The organism is Paenibacillus sp. J22P143 (assembly GCF_059692035.1).
The window spans coordinates 21243-46244 of record NZ_JCAUAQ010000029.1; the positions used below are offsets into that span (position 1 = coordinate 21243).

General features: G+C 44.0%; 26 protein-coding genes and 1 other annotated feature. All 26 genes read right to left on the bottom strand.

Going from position 1 to position 25002, the window contains the following annotated elements:
- Positions 1 to 23 precede the first annotated feature (23 nt).
- The 26 genes from rplB to cysE all read right to left on the bottom strand — a co-directional run bounded on the left by rplB (position 24) and on the right by cysE (position 24729).
- On the bottom strand, positions 24 to 854 hold the full coding sequence (gene rplB, locus AC58PQ_RS25465) for a 50S ribosomal protein L2 (protein ID WP_056618285.1): 831 nt from the start codon (positions 852 to 854) through the stop codon (positions 24 to 26).
- A gap of 29 nt (positions 855 to 883) precedes the next feature.
- Complete coding sequence (rplW, locus tag AC58PQ_RS25470) at positions 884 to 1174, bottom strand: 50S ribosomal protein L23 (protein ID WP_056618288.1); 291 nt, start codon at positions 1172 to 1174, stop codon at positions 884 to 886.
- Entirely contained in the window at positions 1171 to 1797 is a 627-nt protein-coding gene (gene rplD / locus AC58PQ_RS25475) for a 50S ribosomal protein L4 (protein ID WP_477593135.1), read from the bottom strand. Before rplD ends, rplW begins: the two co-directional genes overlap by 4 nt.
- A gap of 16 nt (positions 1798 to 1813) precedes the next feature.
- Entirely contained in the window at positions 1814 to 2437 is a 624-nt protein-coding gene (rplC, locus tag AC58PQ_RS25480; RefSeq protein ID WP_056618299.1) for a 50S ribosomal protein L3, read from the bottom strand.
- Positions 2438 to 2480: 43 nt separating this feature from the next.
- Positions 2481 to 2789 carry a 30S ribosomal protein S10 gene (gene rpsJ / locus AC58PQ_RS25485; protein ID WP_028557496.1) on the bottom strand — a complete coding sequence of 103 codons (309 nt, stop codon included), beginning with the start codon at positions 2787 to 2789 and terminating at the stop codon, positions 2481 to 2483.
- A 410-nt stretch (positions 2790 to 3199) separates the two neighbouring features.
- Positions 3200 to 4390: an elongation factor Tu gene (gene tuf / locus AC58PQ_RS25490; protein WP_047683193.1), complete on the bottom strand. Its 1191-nt coding sequence runs from the start codon at positions 4388 to 4390 to the stop codon at positions 3200 to 3202.
- Between the two features lie 39 nt (positions 4391 to 4429).
- Positions 4430 to 6505 (bottom strand): elongation factor G, encoded by a 2076-nt coding sequence (gene fusA / locus AC58PQ_RS25495; protein WP_497246577.1) that lies wholly within the window; start codon positions 6503 to 6505, stop codon positions 4430 to 4432.
- 39 nt (positions 6506 to 6544) lie between these two features.
- Positions 6545 to 7015: a 30S ribosomal protein S7 gene (gene rpsG, locus AC58PQ_RS25500; protein ID WP_028557499.1), complete on the bottom strand. Its 471-nt coding sequence runs from the start codon at positions 7013 to 7015 to the stop codon at positions 6545 to 6547.
- 44 nt (positions 7016 to 7059) lie between these two features.
- On the bottom strand, positions 7060 to 7479 hold the full coding sequence (rpsL, locus tag AC58PQ_RS25505; RefSeq protein ID WP_028557500.1) for a 30S ribosomal protein S12: 420 nt from the start codon (positions 7477 to 7479) through the stop codon (positions 7060 to 7062).
- Between the two features lie 162 nt (positions 7480 to 7641).
- Positions 7642 to 7893: a ribosomal L7Ae/L30e/S12e/Gadd45 family protein gene (locus AC58PQ_RS25510; protein ID WP_477593132.1), complete on the bottom strand. Its 252-nt coding sequence runs from the start codon at positions 7891 to 7893 to the stop codon at positions 7642 to 7644.
- Between the two features lie 178 nt (positions 7894 to 8071).
- Positions 8072 to 11692: a DNA-directed RNA polymerase subunit beta' gene (gene rpoC / locus AC58PQ_RS25515; RefSeq protein WP_497246579.1), complete on the bottom strand. Its 3621-nt coding sequence runs from the start codon at positions 11690 to 11692 to the stop codon at positions 8072 to 8074.
- Between the two features lie 70 nt (positions 11693 to 11762).
- A complete protein-coding gene (gene rpoB, locus AC58PQ_RS25520; RefSeq protein WP_477593130.1) occupies positions 11763 to 15302 on the bottom strand; it encodes a DNA-directed RNA polymerase subunit beta in 3540 nt (1179 codons plus the stop codon).
- A gap of 357 nt (positions 15303 to 15659) precedes the next feature.
- Positions 15660 to 16256, bottom strand: coding sequence for a class I SAM-dependent methyltransferase (locus AC58PQ_RS25525; protein ID WP_497246581.1), 597 nt, complete (start codon positions 16254 to 16256; stop codon positions 15660 to 15662).
- 143 nt (positions 16257 to 16399) lie between these two features.
- A complete protein-coding gene (rplL, locus tag AC58PQ_RS25530; protein ID WP_056618322.1) occupies positions 16400 to 16762 on the bottom strand; it encodes a 50S ribosomal protein L7/L12 in 363 nt (120 codons plus the stop codon).
- 65 nt (positions 16763 to 16827) lie between these two features.
- Positions 16828 to 17337, bottom strand: a complete 510-nt coding sequence (rplJ, locus tag AC58PQ_RS25535) for a 50S ribosomal protein L10 (RefSeq protein WP_497246583.1) — start codon at positions 17335 to 17337, stop codon at positions 16828 to 16830.
- 68 nt (positions 17338 to 17405) lie between these two features.
- Positions 17406 to 17559 (bottom strand) — a sequence feature (ribosomal protein L10 leader region).
- 54 nt (positions 17560 to 17613) lie between these two features.
- Positions 17614 to 18306, bottom strand: coding sequence for a 50S ribosomal protein L1 (rplA, locus tag AC58PQ_RS25540; RefSeq protein ID WP_028557507.1), 693 nt, complete (start codon positions 18304 to 18306; stop codon positions 17614 to 17616).
- Positions 18307 to 18422: 116 nt separating this feature from the next.
- Positions 18423 to 18848, bottom strand: a complete 426-nt coding sequence (rplK, locus tag AC58PQ_RS25545; protein ID WP_497246585.1) for a 50S ribosomal protein L11 — start codon at positions 18846 to 18848, stop codon at positions 18423 to 18425.
- 131 nt (positions 18849 to 18979) lie between these two features.
- Positions 18980 to 19513 carry a transcription termination/antitermination protein NusG gene (gene nusG / locus AC58PQ_RS25550; RefSeq protein WP_028557509.1) on the bottom strand — a complete coding sequence of 178 codons (534 nt, stop codon included), beginning with the start codon at positions 19511 to 19513 and terminating at the stop codon, positions 18980 to 18982.
- Positions 19514 to 19537: 24 nt separating this feature from the next.
- A complete protein-coding gene (gene secE / locus AC58PQ_RS25555; RefSeq protein ID WP_047683213.1) occupies positions 19538 to 19750 on the bottom strand; it encodes a preprotein translocase subunit SecE in 213 nt (70 codons plus the stop codon).
- 19 nt (positions 19751 to 19769) lie between these two features.
- Positions 19770 to 19919 (bottom strand): 50S ribosomal protein L33, encoded by a 150-nt coding sequence (rpmG, locus tag AC58PQ_RS25560; protein WP_079418041.1) that lies wholly within the window; start codon positions 19917 to 19919, stop codon positions 19770 to 19772.
- A 223-nt stretch (positions 19920 to 20142) separates the two neighbouring features.
- A complete protein-coding gene (gene sigH / locus AC58PQ_RS25565; protein WP_028557511.1) occupies positions 20143 to 20787 on the bottom strand; it encodes an RNA polymerase sporulation sigma factor SigH in 645 nt (214 codons plus the stop codon).
- Positions 20788 to 20906: 119 nt separating this feature from the next.
- Positions 20907 to 21419, bottom strand: a complete 513-nt coding sequence (locus tag AC58PQ_RS25570) for an NYN domain-containing protein (RefSeq protein ID WP_497246587.1) — start codon at positions 21417 to 21419, stop codon at positions 20907 to 20909.
- Between the two features lie 5 nt (positions 21420 to 21424).
- Entirely contained in the window at positions 21425 to 22165 is a 741-nt protein-coding gene (rlmB, locus tag AC58PQ_RS25575; protein ID WP_065858835.1) for a 23S rRNA (guanosine(2251)-2'-O)-methyltransferase RlmB, read from the bottom strand.
- 79 nt (positions 22166 to 22244) lie between these two features.
- Entirely contained in the window at positions 22245 to 22679 is a 435-nt protein-coding gene (locus tag AC58PQ_RS25580) for a Mini-ribonuclease 3 (RefSeq protein WP_497246589.1), read from the bottom strand.
- Entirely contained in the window at positions 22676 to 24076 is a 1401-nt protein-coding gene (gene cysS / locus AC58PQ_RS25585; RefSeq protein ID WP_497246591.1) for a cysteine--tRNA ligase, read from the bottom strand. Before cysS ends, AC58PQ_RS25580 begins: the two co-directional genes overlap by 4 nt.
- Positions 24073 to 24729 (bottom strand): serine O-acetyltransferase, encoded by a 657-nt coding sequence (gene cysE / locus AC58PQ_RS25590; protein ID WP_497246593.1) that lies wholly within the window; start codon positions 24727 to 24729, stop codon positions 24073 to 24075. The genes cysS and cysE overlap by 4 nt, the downstream gene beginning before the upstream one ends.
- Positions 24730 to 25002: the final 273 nt, after the last annotated feature.

A 25002-nucleotide genomic window follows, 5' to 3' on the forward strand; every position in this document is an offset into this window, starting at 1 on the left:
CAAGAAAATTCATATATCCTAGATTACTTCGTACGACGACGTACAATGTATTTATCGGATGCTTTACCTTTTTTACGAGTTTTGAAACCAAGCGTCGGTTTCCCCCATGGTGACATAGGTGATTTACGTCCGATTGGTGCGCGTCCTTCACCACCACCGTGTGGGTGATCATTCGGGTTCATAACAACCCCACGAACTTGAGGGCGATTGCCTTTCCAACGATTACGTCCTGCTTTACCGATTTTCACTAGTTCGTGATCTTCGTTACCAACAGAACCGATTGTTGCGCGGCAAACTTTTAGAACTTTACGAACTTCACCGGATGAAAGGCGAATTGTTACGTATGATTCTTCTTTACCAAGCAATTGAGCTTCCGTACCAGCTGCGCGCACTAATTGTGCACCTTTACCAGGCTTCAACTCAATGTTGTGGATAACTGTACCAACTGGAATGTTTTCCAATGGAAGAGCGTTACCTACTTTGATATCTGCTTGTGGTCCAGAAACGATACGATCGTCCACTTTAAGACCTTTAGGAGCGATGATGTATTTTTTCTCGCCATCAGCATAATGAATCAATGCGATGTTCGCGGAACGGTTAGGATCGTACTCAACTGTAGCAACGCGTCCTGGTATTCCATCTTTAGTACGCTTGAAATCGATAATACGGTATTTACGCTTGTGTCCACCACCATGGTGACGAACCGTAATTTTACCTTGGTTGTTACGACCAGCATGCTTGAACAATGGAGCAAGCAATGATTTCTCGGGTGTTGATGTTGTGATTTCTTCAAAAGTAGAAACCGACATCGCACGACGAGCTGGTGAGGTTGGTTTGTATTTTTTAATTGGCACTCTGTTTCCTCCTTACTTCAAGAAATGGGTTATACCGTTTCGAAGAATTCCAATTCTTTGCTTTCTGCGCTTAGGGACACGATAGCTTTCTTCCAGATGGAAGTGTAACCAGAGTGTTTGCCATAACGTTTAGGCTTAGCTGGCATTCTGAGTGTGTTTACATTTGTAACTTTCACTTTGAAGATTGCTTCGATAGCTTGTTTAATTTCTGTTTTGTTAGCGCGAAGATCCACTTCGAAAACATACTTTTTGTTAGCCATTAGGTCGCTTGTACGCTCAGTGATGATCGGGCGCTTGATAATGTCGCGTGGATTTTTCATTGTGCAAGCACCTCCTCAACTTTCTGTACAGCCTCTTGTGTTAAGATCAATTTGTCATAAAGCATGACATCAAGAACATTAACTCCATCAGCAGCAACAAATTTCACACCTGGGATATTACGAGCAGACAAAGCAACATTGGAGTCGTTAGGAACGCCTACAACTAGTACTTTTGTGTCTACTTTCAGGTTGTTCAGAATCGCTACGAAATCTTTCGTTTTCGGCGCATTCATTTGTAGTTGATCCAGAACGATCAAGTTGTTATCGATAAGTTTCGAGGACAAAGCGGATTTGATCGCTAAGCGACGAACTTTTCTTGGTAATTTGAAACCATAGCTACGAGGAGTTGGTCCGAATACGGTACCGCCGCCTTTCCACTGTGGAGCACGAATACTACCTTGACGAGCACGACCTGTACCTTTTTGTTTCCAAGGTTTGCGACCACCGCCGCGAACTTCTGAACGACCTTTAGTTTTGTGAGTCCCTTGACGCACAGCTGCTTGTTGCAAAAGAACAGCTTCGTGAATCGCATGAACGTGAGGTTCAATTCCGAAAACAACGTCAGACAGTTCAACTTCTCCTACCTGAGCACCTGTTACATTATATAAAGCTACTTTTGGCATCTGTCTTCCTCCTTTCTTACTTTTTCACAGCAGACTTCACGCTAACGTAGCTGTTTTTAGGGCCCGGAATGGAACCTTTAACTAGCAATACATTACGCTCAGCATCTACTTTAATGATTTGAAGATTTTGTAGTGTTACTGTTTCGTTACCCATATGTCCTGGCAATTTCTTACCTTTAGGAACGCGGTTTGCTTGAATGGAACCCATCGAACCTGGTCCGCGGTGATAACGTGATCCGTGTGCCATTGGCCCAGTGGATTGGTTATGTCTTTTAATGTTACCTTGGAAACCTTTACCTTTGGAAGTACCCGTTACATCAACGAATTCGCCCTCTGCAAACAGATCTGCTTTCAGCTCTTGACCAACTTCATAGTCACCCAACTGAATGCCACGAATTTCTTTAACGTAGCGCTTAGGAGTTGCCCCTGCTTTTTTCGCATGGCCAAGCTCTGGTTTAATGATACGACTAGCTTTTACATCATCAAAACCGATTTGGATCGACTCATAACCATCGTTATCCACATCTTTCTTTTGCAGTACCACACATGGTCCTGCTTGAATGACAGTTACCGGAACAACATTACCCTCCGGAGTAAACAACTGTGTCATCCCAAGTTTTTTCCCTAAGATACCTTTCATCGTTGACACCTCATTTCCTTCCATTGTTAACTCTATAGTTGTTTTACAGTTTGATCTCGATGTCAACGCCAGACGGTAAGTCCAGACGCATCAAAGCATCAACTGTTTGTGGTGTTGGATTCACAATATCGATTAGACGCTTATGCGTACGCATCTCGAATTGCTCACGCGAATCCTTGTACTTGTGCACCGCACGAAGAATCGTGATGATTTGCTTCTCTGTCGGAAGCGGAATCGGACCGGATACACCTGCACCGGAACGCTTGGCAGTTTCCACGATTTTCTCAGCTGATTGATCAATAATTCTGTGATCATACGCCTTCAAACGGATACGAATTTTTTGCTTTGCCATTTAAAAGTCCCTCCTTCTATCGCCCAATTTATTATCGGACATACTCCGCGAAAATTCTCCAACAGCCATCCCCATGGCAAAGGGGCCTGGTGTGTCGGCAACCTTTCGCATCATCGCAACGTCACAGACCAACGCTTTATATTATATAAAATTCTAAAACGAAAAGCAAGTGAAATATTAGGCAAGTGCACATAATTATTTGAACGTGATTTCCACCTCTATATAACTAATGCCCGTCTGTCGTTTCCTCAATCCGTTTCTACATTATAATAGAAGATTATTATTAAAACTACTGCATTCTGTTTCCAGTCCACCATTTGATTAATAATACGGAATTGCCGCGCATAATTATTAAATCAAAAAAACATCCATCGTTTAACCGATGGATGTTTCTATCTCTCAAAGAGAGATTATTTTTGAATTGTAGCAACCGCGCCCGCACCAACTGTACGTCCGCCTTCACGAATCGCGAAGCGTGTTCCTTCTTCGATTGCGATTGGGTTGATAAGTTCAACTGTAACTGTGATGTTATCACCTGGCATAACCATCTCTGTACCTTCTGGAAGGGAGATGATACCCGTTACGTCAGTTGTACGGAAGTAGAACTGTGGACGGTAACCAGTGAAGAAAGGCTTATGACGGCCACCCTCTTCTTTAGTTAGAACGTAGATTTGTGCAGTGAAGTTTGTGTGAGGTTTAACTGAACCCGGTTTCGCAAGAACTTGTCCACGCTCGATATCTTTACGATCAACACCACGAAGCAATGCTCCGATGTTGTCGCCAGCTTGAGCGGAATCAAGCAATTTACGGAACATCTCTACACCAGTTACGATGCATTTACGAGTTTCTTCAGCGATACCAACGATTTCAACTTCTTCTTGTACTTTAACAGTACCACGCTCAACACGACCAGTTGCAACTGTTCCACGACCAGTGATTGAGAATACATCCTCAACTGGCATAAGGAAAGGTTTGTCTGTTTGACGCTCAGGAGTTGGGATGTAAGTATCAACTTGCTCGAACAACTCGATGATTTTGTCAGCCCAAGGACCTTCTGGGTTAGCAAGAGCTTCACGAGCTGCACCGCGGATGATTGGAGTATCATCGCCTGGGAACTCATATTCGTTAAGAAGGTCGCGAACTTCCATCTCAACCAATTCAAGCAACTCTTCGTCTTCAACCATGTCACATTTGTTAAGGAATACCACGATGTATGGTACGCCTACTTGACGGGAAAGAAGAATGTGCTCACGCGTTTGTGGCATAGGGCCATCAGCTGCGGATACTACTAGGATAGCGCCGTCCATTTGAGCAGCACCTGTGATCATGTTTTTAACATAGTCAGCATGTCCTGGGCAATCTACGTGTGCGTAGTGACGGTTAGGAGTTTCGTACTCAACGTGAGCTGTGGAGATTGTGATACCGCGCTCGCGCTCTTCTGGTGCTTTATCGATTTGGTCGAATGCTACTGCAGCTCCACCGTATCTTTTGGACAGTACAGTTGTGATTGCAGCTGTCAAAGTTGTTTTACCATGATCGACGTGACCAATAGTCCCGATGTTAACATGCGGTTTGTTACGTTCAAATTTAGCCTTTGCCATTTTAAACGATTCCTCCTTAGAGTGACTAATATTTTTATATTAAGCGCCTTTGCCTTTTGCAATAATTTCTTCTGCAATGGACTTAGGTACTTCTTCATAATGTGAAAGTTCCATAGAGTAAACGCCACGGCCTTGTGTTCTTGAACGAAGTGTTGTGGAATATCCAAACATTTCGGACAAAGGCACCTTAGCACGAATGACTTGTGCTCCATGACGGCTATCCATACCTTCAATACGTCCACGACGGGAGTTAAGGTCACCCATAACATCGCCCATGTACTCTTCAGGTACAGTAACTTCAACCTTCATGATTGGCTCAAGAAGAACCGGTTTACATTTTTCTTTCGCTGCTTTAAGTGCCATGGAACCCGCGATTTTGAACGCCATTTCATTGGAGTCAACATCATGATAAGATCCATCAACAACTGTAGCTTTGATATCCACAAGCGGGAATCCTGCGATTACACCATTCTTCATGGACTCTTCGATACCTGCTTGAATAGGTGCGATGTACTCTCTAGGAATAGATCCGCCCACAACTTTGTTTTCGAAGACAAAGCCTACGCCAGCTTCTTGCGGTTCGAACTCAACCCAACAATGTCCGTATTGACCACGACCACCGGATTGACGCACGAATTTACCTTCAACTTTAGCTGCTGCACGGAATGTTTCACGGTAAGCAACTTGTGGTTTACCAACATTGGTTTCTACTTTGAACTCACGAAGCATACGGTCAACGAGGATCTCAAGGTGAAGCTCACCCATACCTGCGATGATTGTTTGTCCTGTTTCTTCGTCTGTAGAAGCACGGAAAGTAGGATCTTCTTCAGCAAGCTTTTGCAATGCGATACCCATTTTATCTTGATCGGCTTTCGTCTTCGGTTCAACAGCAAGTTGGATAACCGGTTCAGGGAAGACCATTTTCTCAAGAATAACTGGATTTTTCTCGTCACAAAGTGTATCACCAGTTGTTGTATCTTTCAATCCAACAGCCGCGGCAATATCACCAGCGTATACAATGCTGATCTCTTGACGTGCGTTCGCATGCATTTGAAGAATACGACCAACACGCTCACGTTTTCCTTTTGTCGCGTTAGAGACATAGGAACCGGAGTTCAAGGTACCAGAGTAAACACGGAAGAAAGTAAGACGACCAACGAAAGGATCTGTCATGATTTTGAATGCAAGCGCTGAGAAAGGTTGATCATCAGCAGACTTACGAACCACTTCAGTACCATCGTCAAGTACACCTTTAATATCAGGTACATCAAGTGGTGATGGCAAGTAATTAATTACTGCATCCAACATCAATTGAACACCTTTGTTTCTGTAAGAAGACCCTACGATAACTGGGAAGATTTTAACTTCGCAGACACCTTTACGTAGAGCTGCTTTAATCTCGTCAACAGTGATTTCTTCGCCTTCGAGATATTTCATTGTAAGCTCTTCATCAAGCTCAGCAACTTTCTCGATTAGTTCCAAACGAAGTTCTGCAACTTGATCAGTGAACTCAGCAGGAATCTCGATTTTCTCGATATCCTTACCAAGATCATCTTTGTACATATAAGCAACTTGATCAACCAAATCGATGATACCTTTGAATTCATTCTCAGCACCGATTGGAAGTTGAATAGCTACTGCATTTGCACCAAGTTTTTGACGCATGGATTCAACTACTTGCAGGAAGTCTGCACCGATGATATCCATTTTGTTTACGTAAGCAATACGTGGAACATTGTATTTATCAGCTTGTCTCCAAACTGTTTCGGATTGAGGCTCAACGCCCTCTTTCGCACTAAATACACCAACTGCTCCATCTAACACACGAAGGGAACGCTCTACCTCAACGGTAAAGTCAACGTGCCCTGGGGTATCAATAATATTGATGCGGTGACCTTCCCATTGCGCAGTTGTAGCGGCGGAAGTAATCGTGATTCCGCGCTCTTGCTCCTGCTCCATCCAGTCCATCGTAGCTGCACCTTCGTGCACTTCTCCGATTTTGTGAACTTTACCAGTGTAGTACAAGATACGCTCTGTTGTTGTCGTTTTACCAGCATCGATATGAGCCATGATCCCGATATTACGTGTGTTTTTTAAGGAGAACTCTCTAGCCATAGGTCGTTATGTCTCCTTTCTGTTAATTGTTTTAGAATTCTACCAACGGTAGTGAGCGAAAGCTTTGTTAGCTTCAGCCATTTTGTGAGTATCTTCACGTTTCTTAACGGAAGAACCAGTGCTATTGCTAGCATCGATAATTTCATAAGCCAATCTTTCTTCCATCGTCTTCTCACCGCGAAGACGGGAATAGTTAACCAACCAACGCAAACCTAATGTCGAACGACGGTCAGGTCTAACTTCGATAGGCACTTGATAGTTCGCTCCACCAACACGGCGAGCTTTAACTTCTAGTACTGGCATAATGTTCTTGATAGCAGCTTCAAACACTTCCATCGGCTCTTTACCTGTACGATCTTTCACGAGGTTAAAAGCGTTGTATAGAATCGTTTGTGCTACCCCTCTTTTTCCATCAACCATAATACGATTGATAAGACGAGTAACTAGTTTGCTATTATAAATTGGATCTGGCAATACGTCTCTGCGAGTAACTGGACCTTTACGAGGCATAGTTATCCCCCTTTCTTATAAGAATCATTCCTGATTATTATCTCTTATTTTTTAACTTTTGGACGTTTCGTACCGTATTTGGAACGGGATTGCTTACGGTTGTTAACACCGGAAGTATCTAATGCTCCACGCACGATGTGATAACGTACCCCTGGAAGATCTTTAATTCTACCACCACGGATCAATACAACGCTATGTTCTTGCAGGTTGTGACCGATACCTGGGATGTAAGCTGTCACCTCTACGCGGTTCGTCAAACGAACACGTGCATATTTACGAAGTGCGGAGTTAGGCTTCTTAGGAGTCATAGTACCTACACGCGTGCAGACACCACGTTTTTGAGGAGCGCTCAAATCCGTTGCTTCTCTTTTCAAAGCGTTAAAACCTTTTTGTAAAGCTGGTGATTTGGACTTATCCACCTTCGCTTGACGACCTTTACGTACTAGTTGGTTAATTGTTGGCATATCGCCACCTCCTCCCTACATTCATAACATGATGTACTTCTTGCAAGCCCACAGATCCAGGCGAGTCATAAATGAGCAAAGAGAAAGTCTTTGTTATGGATAGTTGTCAAAGTCACTAGTACTTAAGCTAACTTACTCCACCAACAAAAACGTCTTTAGCACTTATTCATTTACAACAGCTGCTACCGCAGCTCCAACTTCAATTCCACATGCTTTACCTAGCATCTTCATAGAATCTACGTAGGTTACAGGCACACCCTTCTGCGTACAGAGAGCTACCAGATTTATCGTCAATCGCGGATCTGCATCTTTAGAAACAAAAACTTCTATCGCCTTACCTTGCTCGACTGTTTTTGTAACCTTCTTCGTGCCAATACATCTATTCTTCGCCTGTTTGACTATTTCATAAGACATAAGGCACCCCCTTCAAAGAAAGGAAAGAATATCGACTTAGGCACACTTCGATATATTATCATTTTGCCAAGCGAGTGTCAAGAGGTAGTTTAATTGTTTCTAGTAGTACAAAGAACCTTTTTAAATAAAAAAGAGATAACCACCCCAAATCAAGTGGCTACCTCTTCTCTTTATATATTTACTCAACGGCAACTGTTTCTTTTTCCAAATCTTCATCATGAACGACAACTTCGTTAGGGTTTGTAATTCGAATGTTACGATATCTTGGCATACCAGTTCCCGCAGGGATTAGTTTACCGATGATAACATTCTCTTTCAGACCTAATAATTGGTCGACTTTCCCTTTAATCGCTGCATCTGTCAAGACACGAGTTGTCTCTTGGAAAGATGCCGCGGACAAGAAGGAATCCGTTTCAAGTGAAGCTTTTGTGATACCCAACAAGATTGGGCGAGCAACTGCAGGCTCGTTACCAGCGAACAAAGCAACTTTATTTGCTGCTTCGTACTCATGAATATCAACAAATGAACCAGGAAGAAGCGTTGTATCGCCCGCGTCTACGATGCGGATTTTACGTAGCATTTGACGAACCATAACTTCAATATGTTTATCGTTAATTTCTACCCCTTGGTTACGATAAACGCGTTGCACTTCTTGAAGAATATAGTTCTGAACGCCGCGAATACCTTTGATGCGAAGCATTTCTTTCGGATCGATTGATCCGTCCGTCAACTCGTCACCAGCTTCAACTTGTTGATTCAACGATACACGTACACGAGATCCGTAAGGAACTGCGTATACTTTGGATTCCGCTTCACCTTGAACTTCGATTTCACGACGATCCTTAGCTTCACGAATTTCCTTAACGACACCGTCGATTTCGGAAATAATCGCTTGACCTTTCGGATTACGTGCTTCAAAGAGCTCTTGAATACGCGGCAAACCTTGTGTAATATCGTCTCCGGCAACACCACCGGTATGGAACGTACGCATCGTCAACTGTGTTCCTGGCTCACCAATGGATTGCGCGGCAATAATACCAACCGCCTCACCAACCTCAACGAATTGACCAGTAGCCAAGTTACGACCGTAACATTTCTTACAAACACCATGATTGGTGCGGCAGCTAAGAACAGAACGAATTTGAAGCTTCTCGATACCTGCTTCAATAATTTTATCTGCAATACCTGATTCGATAAGCTCGTTACGCTGAACAATAACTTCGCCTGTTTGTGGATTACGAAGAGTCTCATAAGCATAGCGTCCTTCAATACGATCGTAGAGATCCTCAATAACCTCTTTACCGTCTTGAATTTTGCTAACCATAAAGCCTTTATCTGTTCCACAATCGTCTTCACGAACGATAACATCCTGTGCTACGTCTACGAGACGACGAGTCAAGTAACCGGAATCCGCTGTACGAAGTGCTGTATCGGCAAGACCTTTACGCGCTCCGTGCGTGGAAATAAAGTATTCCAAGATTGTCAGACCTTCACGGAAGTTCGATTTAATCGGCAACTCCATAATTTTACCGGATGGATTCGCCATCAAACCACGCATACCGCCAAGCTGTGTAATCTGAGATTTGTTACCCCGTGCTTTGGACTCAACCATCATGGAGATGGAGTTGTATTTATCTAGGGATTTCATCAAAATTTCTGTGATTTCATCCTTAGCCTTACTCCAAATCGCAATTACGCGGTCATAACGCTCTTCATCTGTAATCAAACCACGACGGTATTGATTCGTAACTACGCGTACTTTCTCTTCACATTCCTTAAGGATTGCTACTTTTTCCGTTGGAACAACAACGTCAGAGACAGCTACGGTAATGCCGGCTTTGGTGGAATACGTGAACCCAAGCTCTTTAATTTTATCTAGAATCATGGACGTTTGCGTCGTGTGATACTTACGGAAACACTCAGCAATAATCGATCCTAAGTACTCTTTACCTACCGCTTTGTTTTCGTCACGTTCCAACATGATCGCTCTCAGATCCGCACCTTTTTCAAAAACAAAGTGTGCATCCGGAATGCCGTTCAAGAGGTTCGTTTTGGTCGGTTCATTAATGAATGGGAAATCAGCTGGATAGATTTCATTCATGATGATTTTACCGATCGTTGTAATTAACATCGCGTTTTGTTGTTTCTCTGTGAAGCTTGTTTTGTTCAATGCTCTGGCAGGGATCGCTACACGCGCATGCAGTGCCATTTTGCCCGATTGATAGGAAGAAACTGCTTCATGTACGGTTCTAATGATGGAACCTGCACCTTTAGCGAATTTATTATCCGTTGTTAAGTAGAAACTCCCCAGAACCATATCCTGTGAAGGTGTAACAACCGGCTTACCGTCTTTCGGATTCAAAATGTTACCTGATGCCAGCATGAGCAAACGAGCTTCTGCTTGTGCTTCTGAGGATAATGGTACGTGAACGGCCATTTGGTCACCGTCGAAGTCAGCATTGTAAGCTGTACATACAAGCGGATGAAGTTTAATAGCACGGCCTTCAACCAGAATCGGTTCAAAAGCTTGAATACCCAATCTATGCAACGTCGGTGCACGGTTCAGAAGAACCGGGTGCTCCTTGATTACTTCTTCTAGTACATCCCAAACATCTGGACTTACGCGCTCAACTTTACGTTTCGCACTCTTGATGTTATGAGCCAAACCTTTATTTACAAGCTCTTTCATAACGAAAGGCTTGAACAATTCAAGCGCCATTTCCTTCGGAAGACCACATTGGTACATCTTCAGGTTAGGTCCTACTACGATAACGGAACGACCAGAGTAGTCAACACGTTTACCGAGCAAGTTCTGACGGAAACGTCCTTGTTTACCTTTCAGCATATGGCTGAGGGATTTCAATGGACGGTTACCTGGACCTGTTACTGGACGGCCGCGACGACCATTATCAATCAATGCATCAACCGCTTCTTGAAGCATCCGTTTCTCATTTTGAACAATGATATCCGGTGCGCCTAGGTCGAGCAATCTCTTAAGACGGTTGTTACGGTTAATAACACGGCGATAGAGGTCATTCAAATCGGATGTCGCAAAACGACCACCATCAAGCTGTACCATCGGACGAAGCTCAGGAGGAATAACCGGAAGTACATCCAGTACCATCCAACCAGGCAAGTTCTTCGAGTTACGGAATGCTTCCATAACTTCTAGACGCTTAATCGCACGGTTACGACGTTGACCTTGTGCTGTTTTGAGTTCCTCTTTAAGTGTTTCTACCTCGCGTTCGATATCAATATCGATTAGAAGCTTTTTGACAGCTTCCGCACCCATGCCTGCTTGGAAAGCATAGCCGTATTTCTCGCGATAGCTACGGTATTCTTTCTCAGACAATAGTTGCTTCTTCTCAAGTGGTGTATCACCTGGATCCGTTACTACGTAGGATGCGAAGTAGATAATTTCTTCCAAAGATCTTGGAGACATATCTAACGCAAGACCCATACGGCTTGGAATCCCTTTGAAGTACCAAATGTGTGATACAGGAGCAGCAAGTTCAATGTGCCCCATGCGTTCACGACGTACTTTTTGACGGGTTACTTCAACGCCACAACGGTCACAAACAACGCCTTTATAGCGAACACGTTTGTATTTACCGCAATGACATTCCCAATCTTTCGTAGGTCCGAAGATCTTTTCACAGAAAAGACCTTCTTTCTCAGGTTTTAAGGTTCTGTAGTTAATCGTTTCCGGCTTCTTTACTTCCCCACGGGACCAAGAGCGAATTTTATCGGGTGATGCCAAGCCGATTTTCATAAACTCGAAGTTGTTAACGTCCATCAAGGAGCAACCCTCCTTTAAGAAATTTAAACCCACTTATACAGTGAATCGTTCTCGTTCTATTGTGGTGTTACTATTCGTTGACTCCAAGCTCGGAGCCCTCAATGTTTAGGTTTAATTTATCGCTCGTCACTTCGTCGTCATCATCAGCTTCGCGCATTTCGATCTCTTCTTCATCGCCAGACAGGATTTTAACATCCATACCTAAACTTTGAAGCTCTTTGATCAAAACTTTGAAGGATTCCGGAACACCTGGTTCTGGAACATTCTCGCCTTTGACAATGGATTCGTACGTTTTCACACGGCCCACAACGTCATCTGACTTAACGGTAAGAATTTCTTGCAATGTATAAGCAGCTCCATATGCCTCAAGCGCCCATACCTCCATCTCCCCGAAACGTTGTCCACCGAACTGCGCTTTACCACCCAGCGGCTGCTGAGTAACAAGCGAGTAAGGTCCTGTGGAACGGGCATGGATTTTATCGTCAACCATGTGTGCAAGTTTGATCATGTACATCACGCCAACGGTTACTTCACGTTCGAAGGACTCACCTGTACGACCATCATACAGAATCGTTTTACCGCTGCGTTGCATACCTGCTTCTTCCATGGCATCAAATACGTCATACTCACGCGCTCCATCGAATACCGGTGTAGCAGCATGAATACCAAGATACTTGGAAGCCATACCCAAGTGAACTTCTAGTACTTGACCGATGTTCATCCGGGAAGGAACCCCTAGTGGATTCAGAACGACTTCAACCGGCGTACCATCTGGAAGGAAAGGCATATCTTCTTCAGGCAGAATACGTGCTACTACCCCTTTGTTACCATGACGTCCCGCCATTTTGTCGCCTTCGGAAATTTTCCGTTTTTGAGCAATATAGACACGAACGAGTTGGTTCACACCAGGAGGCAACTCATCGCCGTTCTCACGCGTAAATACTTTCACATCGACAACGATACCGTCTGTACCATGCGGTACGCGTAGGGACGTATCACGAACCTCACGAGCCTTCTCACCAAAGATCGCGTGTAGCAATCTTTCTTCCGCAGTCAGTTCAGTCACACCCTTAGGTGTTACTTTACCAACGAGGATATCGCCAGCACCGATTTCAGCACCGACACGGATGATTCCGCGCTCATCAAGGTTCTTAAGCGCGTCTTCCCCTACGTTCGGGATGTCGCGAGTAATTTCTTCAGGTCCTAGCTTCGTATCACGAGCTTCAGACTCGTATTCCTCGATATGAATGGATGTGTACACATCTTCTTTAACAAGTTTTTGGCTAAGCAAGATCGCATCCTCATAGTTGTAACCTTCCCAAGTCATGAAAGCTACGACTACGTTACGCCCAAGTGCCAATTCGCCTTGTTCTGTTGATGGTCCATCTGCAAGAATATCGCCAGCTTTAATCAATTGACCTTTTTTCACAATTGGACGTTGATTAATGCACGTACCTTGGTTAGAACGCATAAATTTGTGAAGCTTATATTTGACGATGTTACCGCTGACTAGCTTGCCATCAACCATTTCCTGACGACGCAGCCAAATTTCATTCGCAGCAGCTTTCTCAATAATTCCATCAAATTTGGAGACAATACATACTCCTGAGTCCTTAGCAACTTTGTGCTCCATACCTGTTCCTACAAGCGGTGCTTTAGGAATAAGAAGTGGAACTGCTTGACGTTGCATGTTGGAACCCATTAACGCACGGTTGGAGTCATCGTTTTCAAGAAACGGAATTAACGCCGTCGCAACGGATACAACTTGTTTCGGAGAAACGTCCATGTAATCGACACGTTCAACCGGAAGTGTTAAGTTATCATCTTTGTAACGAACGATAATGGCGTCTTCAACGAATTTGTTGTCTTCCGTCAATTTCGCATTCGCTTGCGCGATAACGTAGTTATCTTCTTCATCCGCAGTCAGGTATGCGATTTGTGACGTTACCAAACCTGTCTTCGGATCTACCCAACGGTACGGAGCTTCAATGAAGCCATACTCGTTAATACGGGCAAACGTAGACAAGGAGTTGATCAGACCAATATTCGGTCCCTCAGGCGTCTCAATTGGACACATACGGCCATAGTGAGAGTGATGCACGTCACGAACTTCCATCCCTGCGCGCTCTCTCGTCAAACCGCCGGGTCCGAGTGCAGACAGACGTCTCTTGTGCGTCAATTCAGCAAGTGGATTCGTTTGGTCCATAAACTGAGAAAGTTGGGAGCTACCGAAGAACTCTTTGATCGACGCGATAACAGGACGAATGTTGATTAACGCTTGTGGCGTGATCACATTAGCATCTTGAATCGACATACGCTCACGAACAACACGCTCCATACGGGACAAACCGATACGGAATTGGTTTTGAAGCAATTCACCTACAGAACGAAGTCTACGGTTACCAAGATGGTCAATATCATCCGTATTTCCAATACCATGCAGTAAGTTAATAAAGTAGTTAATGGATGAAATGATATCGGCAGGCGTGATGTTTTTGACAGCTTTATCAATAACACCGTTAGAAATAACCTTAACTACCTTGCCTTCTTCTGTTGGTGAATACACGTTAATGCACTGAACAGGGATTGTATCCGCGCCAGTTACACCTTTAGGAATCGTAAACTCTTTATATCCCGCACCTTTTTCGATAAAAGGAAGGATTTCATCTAGCACACGACGATCCAATAATTGTCCCGCTTCAGCAATGATTTCTCCCGTTTCGGAATCCACCAAAGTTTCAGCCAACCGCTGATTGAACAATCTGTTTTTGATGTGTAATTTCTTGTTGATTTTGTAGCGACCTACGTTCGCCAAATCGTAACGCTTCGGATCAAAGAAACGAGCAACGATCAAGCTTCTTGCATTATCAAGTGTAGGTGGCTCACCTGGACGAAGACGCTCATAGATTTCGATTAACGCTTTTTCCGTAGAATCCGTGTTATCTTTATCGAGCGTGTTACGAATATATTCGTTATCGCCAAGCAAATCTAGAATCTCAGCATCCGTGCCAAATCCTAATGAACGAAGCAATACGGTAACTGGAATTTTACGTGTGCGATCGATACGAACATAGATGATATCCTTCGCATCAGTCTCAAGCTCCAGCCATGCTCCACGGTTCGGAATAACAGTCGCTGTGTAAGTTTTTTTGCCGTTTTTATCCACTTTCGTGCTATAATAAACACTGGGAGAACGAACGAGCTGGGAGACGATTACACGCTCCGCACCGTTAATAATGAACGTTCCCGTATCAGTCATAATAGGGAAATCCCCCATGAACACTTCTTGTTCCTTGACCTCACCGGTTTCCTTATTAATCAAACGGACTTTGACTCTTAACGGCGCCGCATAGGTTACGTCGCGTTCTTTGGACTCATCAACTGAATACTTAGGATCGCCTAAGCTATAGTCAATGAACTCCAGTACTAGGTTCCCTGTAAAATCCTGAATCGGGGAGATATCCTGAAACATCTCACGAAGTCCCTCTTCCAAAAACCACTCATACGATTTTTGCTGGATTTCAATCAGGTTTGGAATGCCCAGAACCTCATTAATTCGTGCATAAGTCCTGCGTTTACGTCGTCCAAATTGAACAAGATGTCCCGCCAACTTTCATTCACCCCTCAACTCTACTCAATAAATAAAAAGAAAGAAGAAAAACTTCGACCTACGTACACTCAGGACGCCTCCGTTAGTGGAGCCCGTCCGAATTAAGCGACTGTATGGATGAAGGTTTTTTTCTGTATTCAACAAGGCTTTTTCAAGATTCTCTTCTCATCCTGCTAGAATTTCCCAAAATTCAAACATTATACCTCGGTGTTCAAATTCCATGCATATTGGCTGAAAAAAAGACTTGACATTTTTACTAACTAAAGACATGTGTCCCATCTTAATACCGACATTTTTTAATAATATCATATTTAAAATGTCAAGTCAAACAAATTCCCACGTATATTCGTAAGAACCTTACTTTATTGCCTTGAGTATGCGGTAGCCTTTATCCTTCGAAACCTCAACCACTTCACTATACATGGTTTCTAATTTTTTCACCGCTGATGGTGCTCCTTGTTTCTTCTGAATCACAACCCATATTGAGCCTCCATCATTCAAACAATCATATGCCTCTACGAAAATCCGATGAACCGTTTCTTTCCCAGCGCGAATTGGCGGATTGGTTAAAACAGCGTCAAATTTCTTACCCTTCACTTGTTCCAACAAATCGCTTTGTAGAATCGTGACATTGGCAATACCATTTCGCCGCGCATTTTCTACTGAAAGCTCAACTGCCCTCTCATTGATGTCGACCATTGTCACATGACCTTTCGGGCACATCACCGCAGCACTAAGTCCCATCGGTCCATAGCCACAGCCCACATCGAGAACACTCGCATCCTCCGGCAATTCCATCGTTTCTATTAAATGTTTACTTCCGTAATCGACACCTTTTTTCGAAAACACACCCGCATCCGTTAAAAAAGTAAATGTCTTACCGCGTAGTATCTCTTGCGTAGTATGGACATCGCTCTTTACCGTTGGCCGTTGTGTGTAATAATGCTCTGACACGTTTGAATTCCCTCCTTTTCTACCTATAGGAAAATCAAATAACCACGTGCGTTCCTAAGGCTTTCCTAAGGGTAAAAACCTAGGCTAAATGTTGAAAAAAACCTCTTGAAGTCAAGCTTCAAGAGGTTTCCTAAGAAAAAGAATTACTTAACTTCTACGGAAGCGCCAGCTTCAGTAAGCTTAGCTTTAACAGCGTCTGCTTCTTCTTGGCTAACTTTTTCTTTAACTGCTTTTGGAGCTCCGTCAACAAGGTCTTTCGCTTCTTTCAGGCCAAGACCTGTGATTTCGCGAACTACTTTGATTACGTTGATTTTGGAAGCGCCAGCGCTTGTCAAGATAACGTCAAACTCAGTTTGAGCTTCTTCAACTGCTACTGCTGCTACGCCTGCTGCTACTGGAGCTGCTGCTGTAACGCCAAACTCTTCTTCGATTGCTTTAACCAGGTCGTTCAATTCCAAGATTGTCATGCCTTTGATTGCTTCTAGGATCGTTGCATTTGTGCTCATGGTTAAACCTCCATTATCATTAATAAATTAGTTTTTTTGTTTGTAAAACACGTAATGCGGTAAAATTAAGCTTGACCTTCAGCTTCTTTTTTCTCTGCAACTGCTTTAACAGCAAGTGCAAAGTTACGAACTGGAGCTTGAAGAACGCTAAGCAACATGGAGAGAAGACCATCTCTGGATGGAAGTTCTGCAAGTGCTTTGATTTGATCGTATCCAACTACGCGGCCTTCGACCACGCCACCTTTTACGCTCAATTTATCATTCTTTTTCGCAAAATCAGTCAATATTTTCGCTGGAGCAACTAGATCGTCTTTGCTGAAAGCAATAGCAGTTGGACCTGTTAGGTACTCATCCAATGCGTTTAGTTCAGCATTCGCCGATGCGCGTCTAGCCAACGAGTTCTTGAGAACTACGAATTCAATACCAGCTTCGCGCAAGGTTTTGCGCAGCTGTGTTACTTGAGCTACGTTCAAACCGCGGTAGTCCGCTATGATTGTAGAAGCACTAGCTTTAAACTTCTCAGTCACTTCAGCTACTGCTAGTTCTTTCTCTGCAAGAATTTTCGCGTTTGCCATAGTACACCTCACTTCTTATGCATTTATCTTTCAAGATCGCAAACAGTAGGAGCATTAGCATTTCTTATCTATGAATAAGAAATGCCTTCGTAGACGCTACGAAGGCATGATGTGTTCACTTTTTCCTTGATGTACAAAGAAATCGTTATATATATCATAACACCTCGGTAGGAAATTAAGCCGTTCGGCACCTACTGTCTACGGTTTGCATATTCATTTTTAGGACCTTTGATAGGGTATCACGCCCAGCAACCGAAGTCAACTGGAAGCTTTTACTTATCTGAAGGATGACAGGTTCACACGTACGCTTGGACCCATTGTGGACGATACAGCAATGTTCTTCAGGTATACACCTTTAGCCGCTGCTGGTTTCGCTCTAACAAGTGCATCAACCAATGCTTTGAAGTTTTCGTTCAACTTGTCTGCATCGAAAGATACTTTACCAAGTGGAGCATGAATTTGGCCTGCTTTGTCAAGACGGTATTCGATTTTACCAGCTTTGATCTCTTGAACAGCTTTAGTAACGTCGAAAGTAACTGTTCCTGCTTTAGGGTTTGGCATAAGACCTTTACCCCCGAGGATACGACCCAGTTTACCAACTTCGCTCATCATGTCAGGAGTAGCTACGCAAACATCGAATTCGAACCAACCTTGTTGAATTTTGTTGATCATGTCTGCATCACCAACAAAATCTGCACCAGCTGCTTCAGCCTCTTTTGCTTTCTCGCCTTTTGCAAATACGAGAACGCGTTTTGTTTTACCAGTACCGTGTGGAAGTACAACTACACCACGAACAGCCTGATCTTGTTTTCTTGGGTCTACACCCAGACGAACTGCAACATCTACAGTTTCATCGAATTTAGCAGGAGCTGTTTTCTTAACAAGCTCGATTGCTTCTGACGGATCGTACAAAGTTTCAGCATTTACAAGCTGAGCTACTTCGCGGTATTTTTTACCGTGTTTAGGCATAATATTTATCCTCCTTAGTGGTATTAGCGGATAATCCTCCCACCGAGCGACTTCCATGTTTTCGTAGAAAACATTTCTGTAAGCTTCGAGCTTACACAGTCGCATTCCTTGCGGAATTAATCTGCGATGACGATTCCCATGCTACGAGCAGTACCTTCAACCATACGCATTGCAGCCTCAACGGATGCAGCATTTAGGTCAGGCATTTTTTGTTCAGCGATTTCGCGAACTTGAGCGCGTTTCACAGTTGCAACTTTCTTTTTGTTGGGTTCACCGGATCCTTTTGCGATACCAGCAACGACGCGGAGAAGAACTGCAGCCGGAGGCGTTTTAGTGATGAATGTAAAGGAACGGTCTTCGAAAACTGTGATTTCAACTGGGATAATTAGACCAACTTGATCAGCAGTACGAGCGTTAAACTCTTTACAGAAAGCCATGATGTTCACACCTGCTTGACCCAATGCTGGACCGATCGGTGGTGCTGGATTTGCTTTCGCAGCTTGAACTTGAAGCTTCACGATTTTAATAACCTTTTTTGCCATGATAGACACCTCCTTGCAGTAATATAGGAGCTTCGACGAATCAAAGTCTCACTATTCAGGAATCTAAGCGATCCCACTAACGTAGGTCTATCCCAAGGAATAGACCTGGTCGAACCTTTTGGTTGTCATGCTTAGAGTTTTTCCACTTGGTCGAAATCGAGTTCAAGCGGTGTTTCTCTACCAAACATGTTGACATGCACCTTCAGTTTACCCTTATCGGCAATAATCTCTTCGACAGAGCCAACAAAGTTTGCAAATGGACCCACCTTGACGCGTACGGTTTCTTTCAGTTCGAAGTCAATTACTTCCTTCGGTTCTTCCATTCCCATATGCTTCAGAATCGATTCAACTTCCTCAGGTAATAATGCCGTTGGTTTAGAGCCTGATCCAGTAGAACCTACGAATCCAGTTACTCCTGGCGTATTACGTACTACGTACCATGAGTCGTCGGTTTGAATCATTTCCACGAGGACATAACCTGGATAAACTTTACGCATGACGACTTTTTTCTTGCCGTCTTTGTTTACCAGTTCTTCTTCCATAGGCACAAGCACACGGAAGATCTTGTCCGTCATTTCCATAGACTCAACGCGCTTCTCTAAGTTGGCTTTCACTTTGTTCTCATACCCTGAATAGGTATGTACGACGTACCATCTTTTTTCCATGAATAAATTCACCTATAGTCCTGTTTATTTAAAAACAAGGCGCAGCAACTCAGAAATTCCTAGATCCAGCACAAAAAAATAAATAGCAACAAAAGTTACTGTACCTATAACGACGAGCGTATAAGTAGTCATCTCTTTGCGACTTGGCCACTTGACCTTTTTGAGTTCTGACCAACTATCAGTGAAGAAGGAAAAAGTGGATCCGAAGCTTTGTCTCATTCTAGCCAAGAACGCCACAAACTACACCTCCAAAGAACTACCTAGTCTCGCGATGAGCAGTATGTTCATTGCAAAATTTGCAATATTTCTTCAACTCAATACGGTCGGGATTGTTGCGCTTATTTTTAGTGGATGCATAGTTTCTTTGTTTGCAATTTGTGCACGCTAATGTGATGATGACCCGCATGATGTACACCTCCTACAGACACTTTCTAATTAAAGCCCTTCTAAGCGCATCAAAAAGAAAGCGACTTTTAGGGCTACCTGAAACACTTTATCACAACTGCCCCCCGAGTGTCAAGGTAGAAGTCTCACAAATGCAAGAGTATCACCAGTATAGACTCTCCCGAGAGTTACTAAACATACGAACAAAGAAAAAGACCCGTACAGCTCAAGCGGCACGGGCATTTCTACAAATCTCTAACTTCTAAATACCGTTCAAGCTTGCGCTTGACACGTTGGAGAGCATTGTCAATTGACTTCACATGACGATCGAGATCCACAGCAATTTCTTGATAGGATCTGCCATCGAGATAGAGCATAAGTACTCTACGCTCTAAGTCGCTCAAAATTTCTCCCATTTTATCTTCAAGTCCCGTAAACTCTTCTTGATTAATTACTAGCTCTTCAGGGTCAGTGACCCTGGAACCGCTAATGACATCAAGCAGCGTACGATCAGAATCTTCATCATAGATGGGCTTATCCAGTGACACGTAGGAATTAAGAGGTATATGCTTTTGACGAGTTGCTGTCTTAATCGCCGTGATGATCTGCCGCGTGATACACAGTTCAGCAAAGGCTTTGAATGAAGCAAGCTTGTCTCCTCGGAAGTCGCGGATAGATTTGTATAAACCAATCATGCCTTCCTGCACAATATCTTCTCGGTCTGCACCTATCAAAAAATAAGAACGTGCTTTGGCACGTACAAAATTCTTATACTTGTTGATAAGATATTCCAAAGCTTCGCTACTGCCTTCACGGACGGCTTCGACAATGTCTTCATCTGGCTTGAGGTCATAATCGTACATTCTCAGTTCTTTGAGGTCGACACTCACCAACAATCCCTCCGGCCTGCAAGACTACCCAGATTTCACTATAAAAGTTAGGTTAAGTATACATGATGAAAACTCACACCGTCAACGGGGAACCCCACCATTTCTAGCATTTGGAGGATTTACTCTCCTCTTCGCCATCGCTCAAACTTCGCTTTCATCTCATCACTCAGCTTGCCTTCGAATGGATTCCGTTTCGTTGTCGTCTCTGGCACGATGCGTTCTCGAACCTCTTTACGATTTTGCTTAATTTTCACTAGCAATTCTTTGGCGGGCATGCGAAGCGCTCCTTTGCCAAATATGACATGTTGCTCGATCATATCCGACGTCGCCACGAATATTTCCTTACGCCGGCCCATCAGATTCGTAACCAGCCGTTCGATTCGCTCATCTGCGGTCTCCTTCTCTTTGGTATAGAGCACAGCCAGCTTGTTCTGCACATATTTCTTACCGAGCCCTGGTACCATGTAGGCATCAAAAACAAGATAAACTTTCATACCCGAAAATGATTGAAATTCCGCAAGCATGTGGATCAGCCCGTCACGGGCACCTTCGAGGTCGGTATCCTTTAATTTACTTAATTCAGGCCAGGCGCCGATAATGTTGTAGCCATCTACAATTAGGATCTGTTCCATCCTCTTTAACTTTTATTGCGCTGTCTTACCACCTCATACATCAATACACCCGCGGCAACGGAGGCATTCAACGAATTAACATGTCCGGCCATTGGCAGCTTAACTAAGAAGTCGCATCTTTCTTTAATGAGTCGACCAACACCTTTACCTTCGTTCCCAATAACTAGGGCAATCGGAATCGTAAAGTTGGCTTTATACACATCCTGAGCAGCTGAAACATCCGTGCCTGCTACCCACACGCCTTGCTCTTTCAATTGCTCAATCGTTTGGGCAATATTGGTTACGCGTGCAACGGGTACATACTCTACCGCACCAGCAGAGGTCTTGGAAACAGTTGCGGTTAATCCAACGGAACGGCGTTTCGGTATAATCACACCATGAACCCCCGTACAATCTGCTGTACGCAGAATGGATCCTAGGTTATGCGGATCTTCGATTTCATCGAGAATCAGAATGAAAGGTTCTTGTCCGAGCTCTTTCGCTTTGGCTAGAATGTCCTCTACTTCCACATATTCATAGGCAGCCACTTGCGCAACGACGCCTTGGTGCTGAAGCCCTTCTGCCATTTGATCCAGCTTACGCTTGTCCGTAAACTGGACAATAATGCCTAGATTTTTGGCTTCTGCCACGATCGGGCCTGCGAATTGCTTCTGAGCACTCTCCGCAATCCATATTTTATTAATTGTCCGTCCTGCGCGGAGCGCCTCCAATACGGAGTGCTTCCCGCCGATAATATCTTCATCCATCTTAATTCCTCCTAAAAGTTTTTCGCTAGAAAAACTGGCATCGTAAGCATACGCTTTATGGTTCTTGCGAACTCCTGTCTTACTTCTGATTCTGACCATACGTGATGGCGAAGTCTAATATCTCTTTCAATCGCTCAAAGGATTGTTTGTAATATAAATAACCGATTAAGCACTCAAACGCGGTGCTGTGCCGATATTCCAGCACATCCGCGTTTTTGGCTGTTGTTCCTGACTTGGCATTACGTCCCCGTTTCACAATGTCTACTTCTTCTTCCGTTAGCGTTGGCATTAACGCCGTCAACAATTTGGACTGCGCTTTGGCGGAGACATACCCCGTCGATGCTTTATGCAAATGGTTCGGGCGATGATTAGCCCCTGAGATGACATATTGTCGGATATAAACCTCATAGACAGCATCTCCAATATACGCCAGCACTAGCGGATTTAATAAATTGGGACTTTTGGATGGTGGGAACGCAAATAGGTTGGCGGCATTATTGTTCAAGTCAATCATTTGCGGCGCCAGCGTATGCCTTGTGGTGTATCTTCAAGGAATATCCCTTTCTCCGTCAACAAATCACGGATTTCATCCGCGCGTGCCCAATTCTTCGATTTCCGCGACTCCGTACGTTCGATAATCAACTGCTCGATCTCTTCATCCAGTAATTCATCTGCTTGCTGTGAAAGAATGCCGAGCGTTACATCGAACGCTTCTAGCTGCTCCATGTAGAGCTTCACTGCGTCCGCATTCACCCGCTCCTGTTGTAAGTACAAGTTCGCTTCCGCAACAAGATCGAACACCGCGGTAATCGCATCCGGCGTATTAAAATCATCATTCATTTTATCTGTAAATTGTTTCGAAATCGCCTGCAGTTTATCTGCAATTCCCGCTTCAACTTCACCTGTTGCCGATGCTGTAGCTAGACGGTGCTTCATATTATCGTAGGCATTCTGAATTCGTTCCAACGCATTCGCTGCTTGCTTCAAGCTCTCATCACTGAAATTTAGCGGATTCCGATAATGCGCAGATAGCATGAAGAAACGGAAAACTTGTGGTTTAATTTGTTTAATGAGATCGCGGATCAGAATACCATTTCCGAGCGATTTCGACATTTTCTCGTTGTCGATATTAAGAAACGCATTGTGCAGCCAATAATTGGCCATTGGATGACCCGTTACCGCCTCGGTTTGAGCAATCTCACATTCGTGGTGAGGGAATGTTAAATCTTGCCCGCCTCCGTGAATATCAATTGTTTCGCCTAAATATTTGCGGACCATGGCAGAGCACTCAATATGCCAGCCTGGTCGGCCTTGGCCCCAAGGGCTATCCCAATAAATCTCACCTGGCTTCGCAGCTTTCCATAGGACAAAGTCCTGCGGATTTTCTTTCCGGTCGTCGACTTCAACACGAATACCGTACTGGAGTTCATCCAAGTTTTGACTAGAAAGCTTGCCGTATGCTGTGAATTTAGATGTCCGATAGTACACATCGCCGCGAGCTTCGTAAGCGAAATCCTTCTCCACTAACACAGCAATGAAATCAATAATTTCTTGCATATTCTCAGTTACCCGCGGGTTCAAAGTGGCTTCATGAACACCTAAGGAGTGGATATCTTCTAAGAAAGCCGCGATAAATGTTTCGGCTAGCTCTGGGACGGAAACCGCCATCTCCTCGGCTTTGCGAATCATTTTATCATCCACATCGGTGAAGTTTGTGATATAGGTCACTTCATACTGCTGCGTTTCCAAATAACGACGAACGACGTCGAAAAATATAACAGGTCGGCCATTGCCGATATGAATGTAGTTATATACGGTTGGGCCACATACGTACATCTTCACTTTACCGGGCTCAATCGGAACAAACTCTTCCTTCTTGCGAGTCATTGTATTATATACCTTGAGTGTCATGTTCTCCTCAGTTCTCCATTCTGCTTCCGTTCTTCTTCCAGTTGGAATTTCAACTCATTAATTTGATTCTGTAATTCTTGGAAAATATCGACAATTGGATCGGGCAAATTGCCATGATCCAATCTATTCACACGAACGCCATCTCGTTTCACAAGTCTTGCAGGAATCGTGACGACGGTGCTATTGGAAGGAACCTCCTGAATGACAACGGCATTGGAGCCAATGCGTGAGTTTTCGCCAACAAGGAAGGATCCGAGAATTTTGGCACCCGAACCAATAACTACATTATTGCCAATTGTTGGGTGTCTCTTACCTTTCTCTTTCCCTGTTCCACCTAAAGTTACCCCTTGATACAGGATGACATCATCTCCGATCTCACAGGTTTCTCCGATGACAACGCCCATCCCGTGATCAATAAACAATCTTTGACCGATCGTTGCACCCGGATGGATTTCGATTCCTGTCATGAAACGACTTATTTGAGAAACGATACGCGCCAAGGTATACAACTTTCTTGTATAAAACCAATGTCCAATTCGATGCGACCAAATCGCATGAAGTCCCGAATACGTAAAAACAACCTCAAACCAACTGCGCGCTGCAGGGTCGTTATCGAATACGGCGGATATATCAGATTTGATCGTTGACCACATATGCTCACCTTCTTGCCTAGTATGATGTTGGTAAAAAATAAAAAAAGCCCCTGCAGCCCTAAGGCTGCAGAGGCGTGGTTATCGCGGTTCCACTCTGCTTGGTGACTCGGAAGTCTCCCAACTCAAACCCGTAACGTGGGTGTTCCGGCTGCGCCTACCTGACTCAGGTGAGTATTCGGCGCGGCTGCTCCCAGGTGCATTTCTGATTACAAGGATTGGATAACTCACAGCCAAGACCTCGCGGCCTTGATTATCCTCTCTGACAAATCCTCA

What these genes read in the sequence shown, in the direction of transcription:
- rplW (WP_056618288.1), bottom strand. Translation starts at nt 1,174, where the DNA reads ATGAAAAATCCACGCGACATTATCAAGCGCCCGATCATCACTGAGCGT.
- rplD (WP_477593135.1), bottom strand. Translation starts at nt 1,797, where the DNA reads ATGCCAAAAGTAGCTTTATATAATGTAACAGGTGCTCAGGTAGGAGAA.
- rplC (WP_056618299.1), bottom strand. Translation starts at nt 2,437, where the DNA reads ATGAAAGGTATCTTAGGGAAAAAACTTGGGATGACACAGTTGTTTACT.
- rpsJ (WP_028557496.1), bottom strand. Translation starts at nt 2,789, where the DNA reads ATGGCAAAGCAAAAAATTCGTATCCGTTTGAAGGCGTATGATCACAGA.
- tuf (WP_047683193.1), bottom strand. Translation starts at nt 4,390, where the DNA reads ATGGCAAAGGCTAAATTTGAACGTAACAAACCGCATGTTAACATCGGG.
- fusA (WP_497246577.1), bottom strand. Translation starts at nt 6,505, where the DNA reads ATGGCTAGAGAGTTCTCCTTAAAAAACACACGTAATATCGGGATCATG.
- rpsG (WP_028557499.1), bottom strand. Translation starts at nt 7,015, where the DNA reads ATGCCTCGTAAAGGTCCAGTTACTCGCAGAGACGTATTGCCAGATCCA.
- rpsL (WP_028557500.1), bottom strand. Translation starts at nt 7,479, where the DNA reads ATGCCAACAATTAACCAACTAGTACGTAAAGGTCGTCAAGCGAAGGTG.
- AC58PQ_RS25510 (WP_477593132.1), bottom strand. Translation starts at nt 7,893, where the DNA reads ATGTCTTATGAAATAGTCAAACAGGCGAAGAATAGATGTATTGGCACG.
- rplL (WP_056618322.1), bottom strand. Translation starts at nt 16,762, where the DNA reads ATGAGCACAAATGCAACGATCCTAGAAGCAATCAAAGGCATGACAATC.
- rplJ (WP_497246583.1), bottom strand. Translation starts at nt 17,337, where the DNA reads ATGGCAAACGCGAAAATTCTTGCAGAGAAAGAACTAGCAGTAGCTGAA.
- rplA (WP_028557507.1), bottom strand. Translation starts at nt 18,306, where the DNA reads ATGCCTAAACACGGTAAAAAATACCGCGAAGTAGCTCAGCTTGTAAAT.
- rplK (WP_497246585.1), bottom strand. Translation starts at nt 18,848, where the DNA reads ATGGCAAAAAAGGTTATTAAAATCGTGAAGCTTCAAGTTCAAGCTGCG.
- nusG (WP_028557509.1), bottom strand. Translation starts at nt 19,513, where the DNA reads ATGGAAAAAAGATGGTACGTCGTACATACCTATTCAGGGTATGAGAAC.
- rpmG (WP_079418041.1), bottom strand. Translation starts at nt 19,919, where the DNA reads ATGCGGGTCATCATCACATTAGCGTGCACAAATTGCAAACAAAGAAAC.
- AC58PQ_RS25570 (WP_497246587.1), bottom strand. Translation starts at nt 21,419, where the DNA reads ATGGAACAGATCCTAATTGTAGATGGCTACAACATTATCGGCGCCTGG.
- rlmB (WP_065858835.1), bottom strand. Translation starts at nt 22,165, where the DNA reads ATGGATGAAGATATTATCGGCGGGAAGCACTCCGTATTGGAGGCGCTC.
- AC58PQ_RS25580 (WP_497246589.1), bottom strand. Translation starts at nt 22,679, where the DNA reads ATGATTGACTTGAACAATAATGCCGCCAACCTATTTGCGTTCCCACCA.
- cysS (WP_497246591.1), bottom strand. Translation starts at nt 24,076, where the DNA reads ATGACACTCAAGGTATATAATACAATGACTCGCAAGAAGGAAGAGTTT.
- cysE (WP_497246593.1), bottom strand. Translation starts at nt 24,729, where the DNA reads ATGTGGTCAACGATCAAATCTGATATATCCGCCGTATTCGATAACGAC.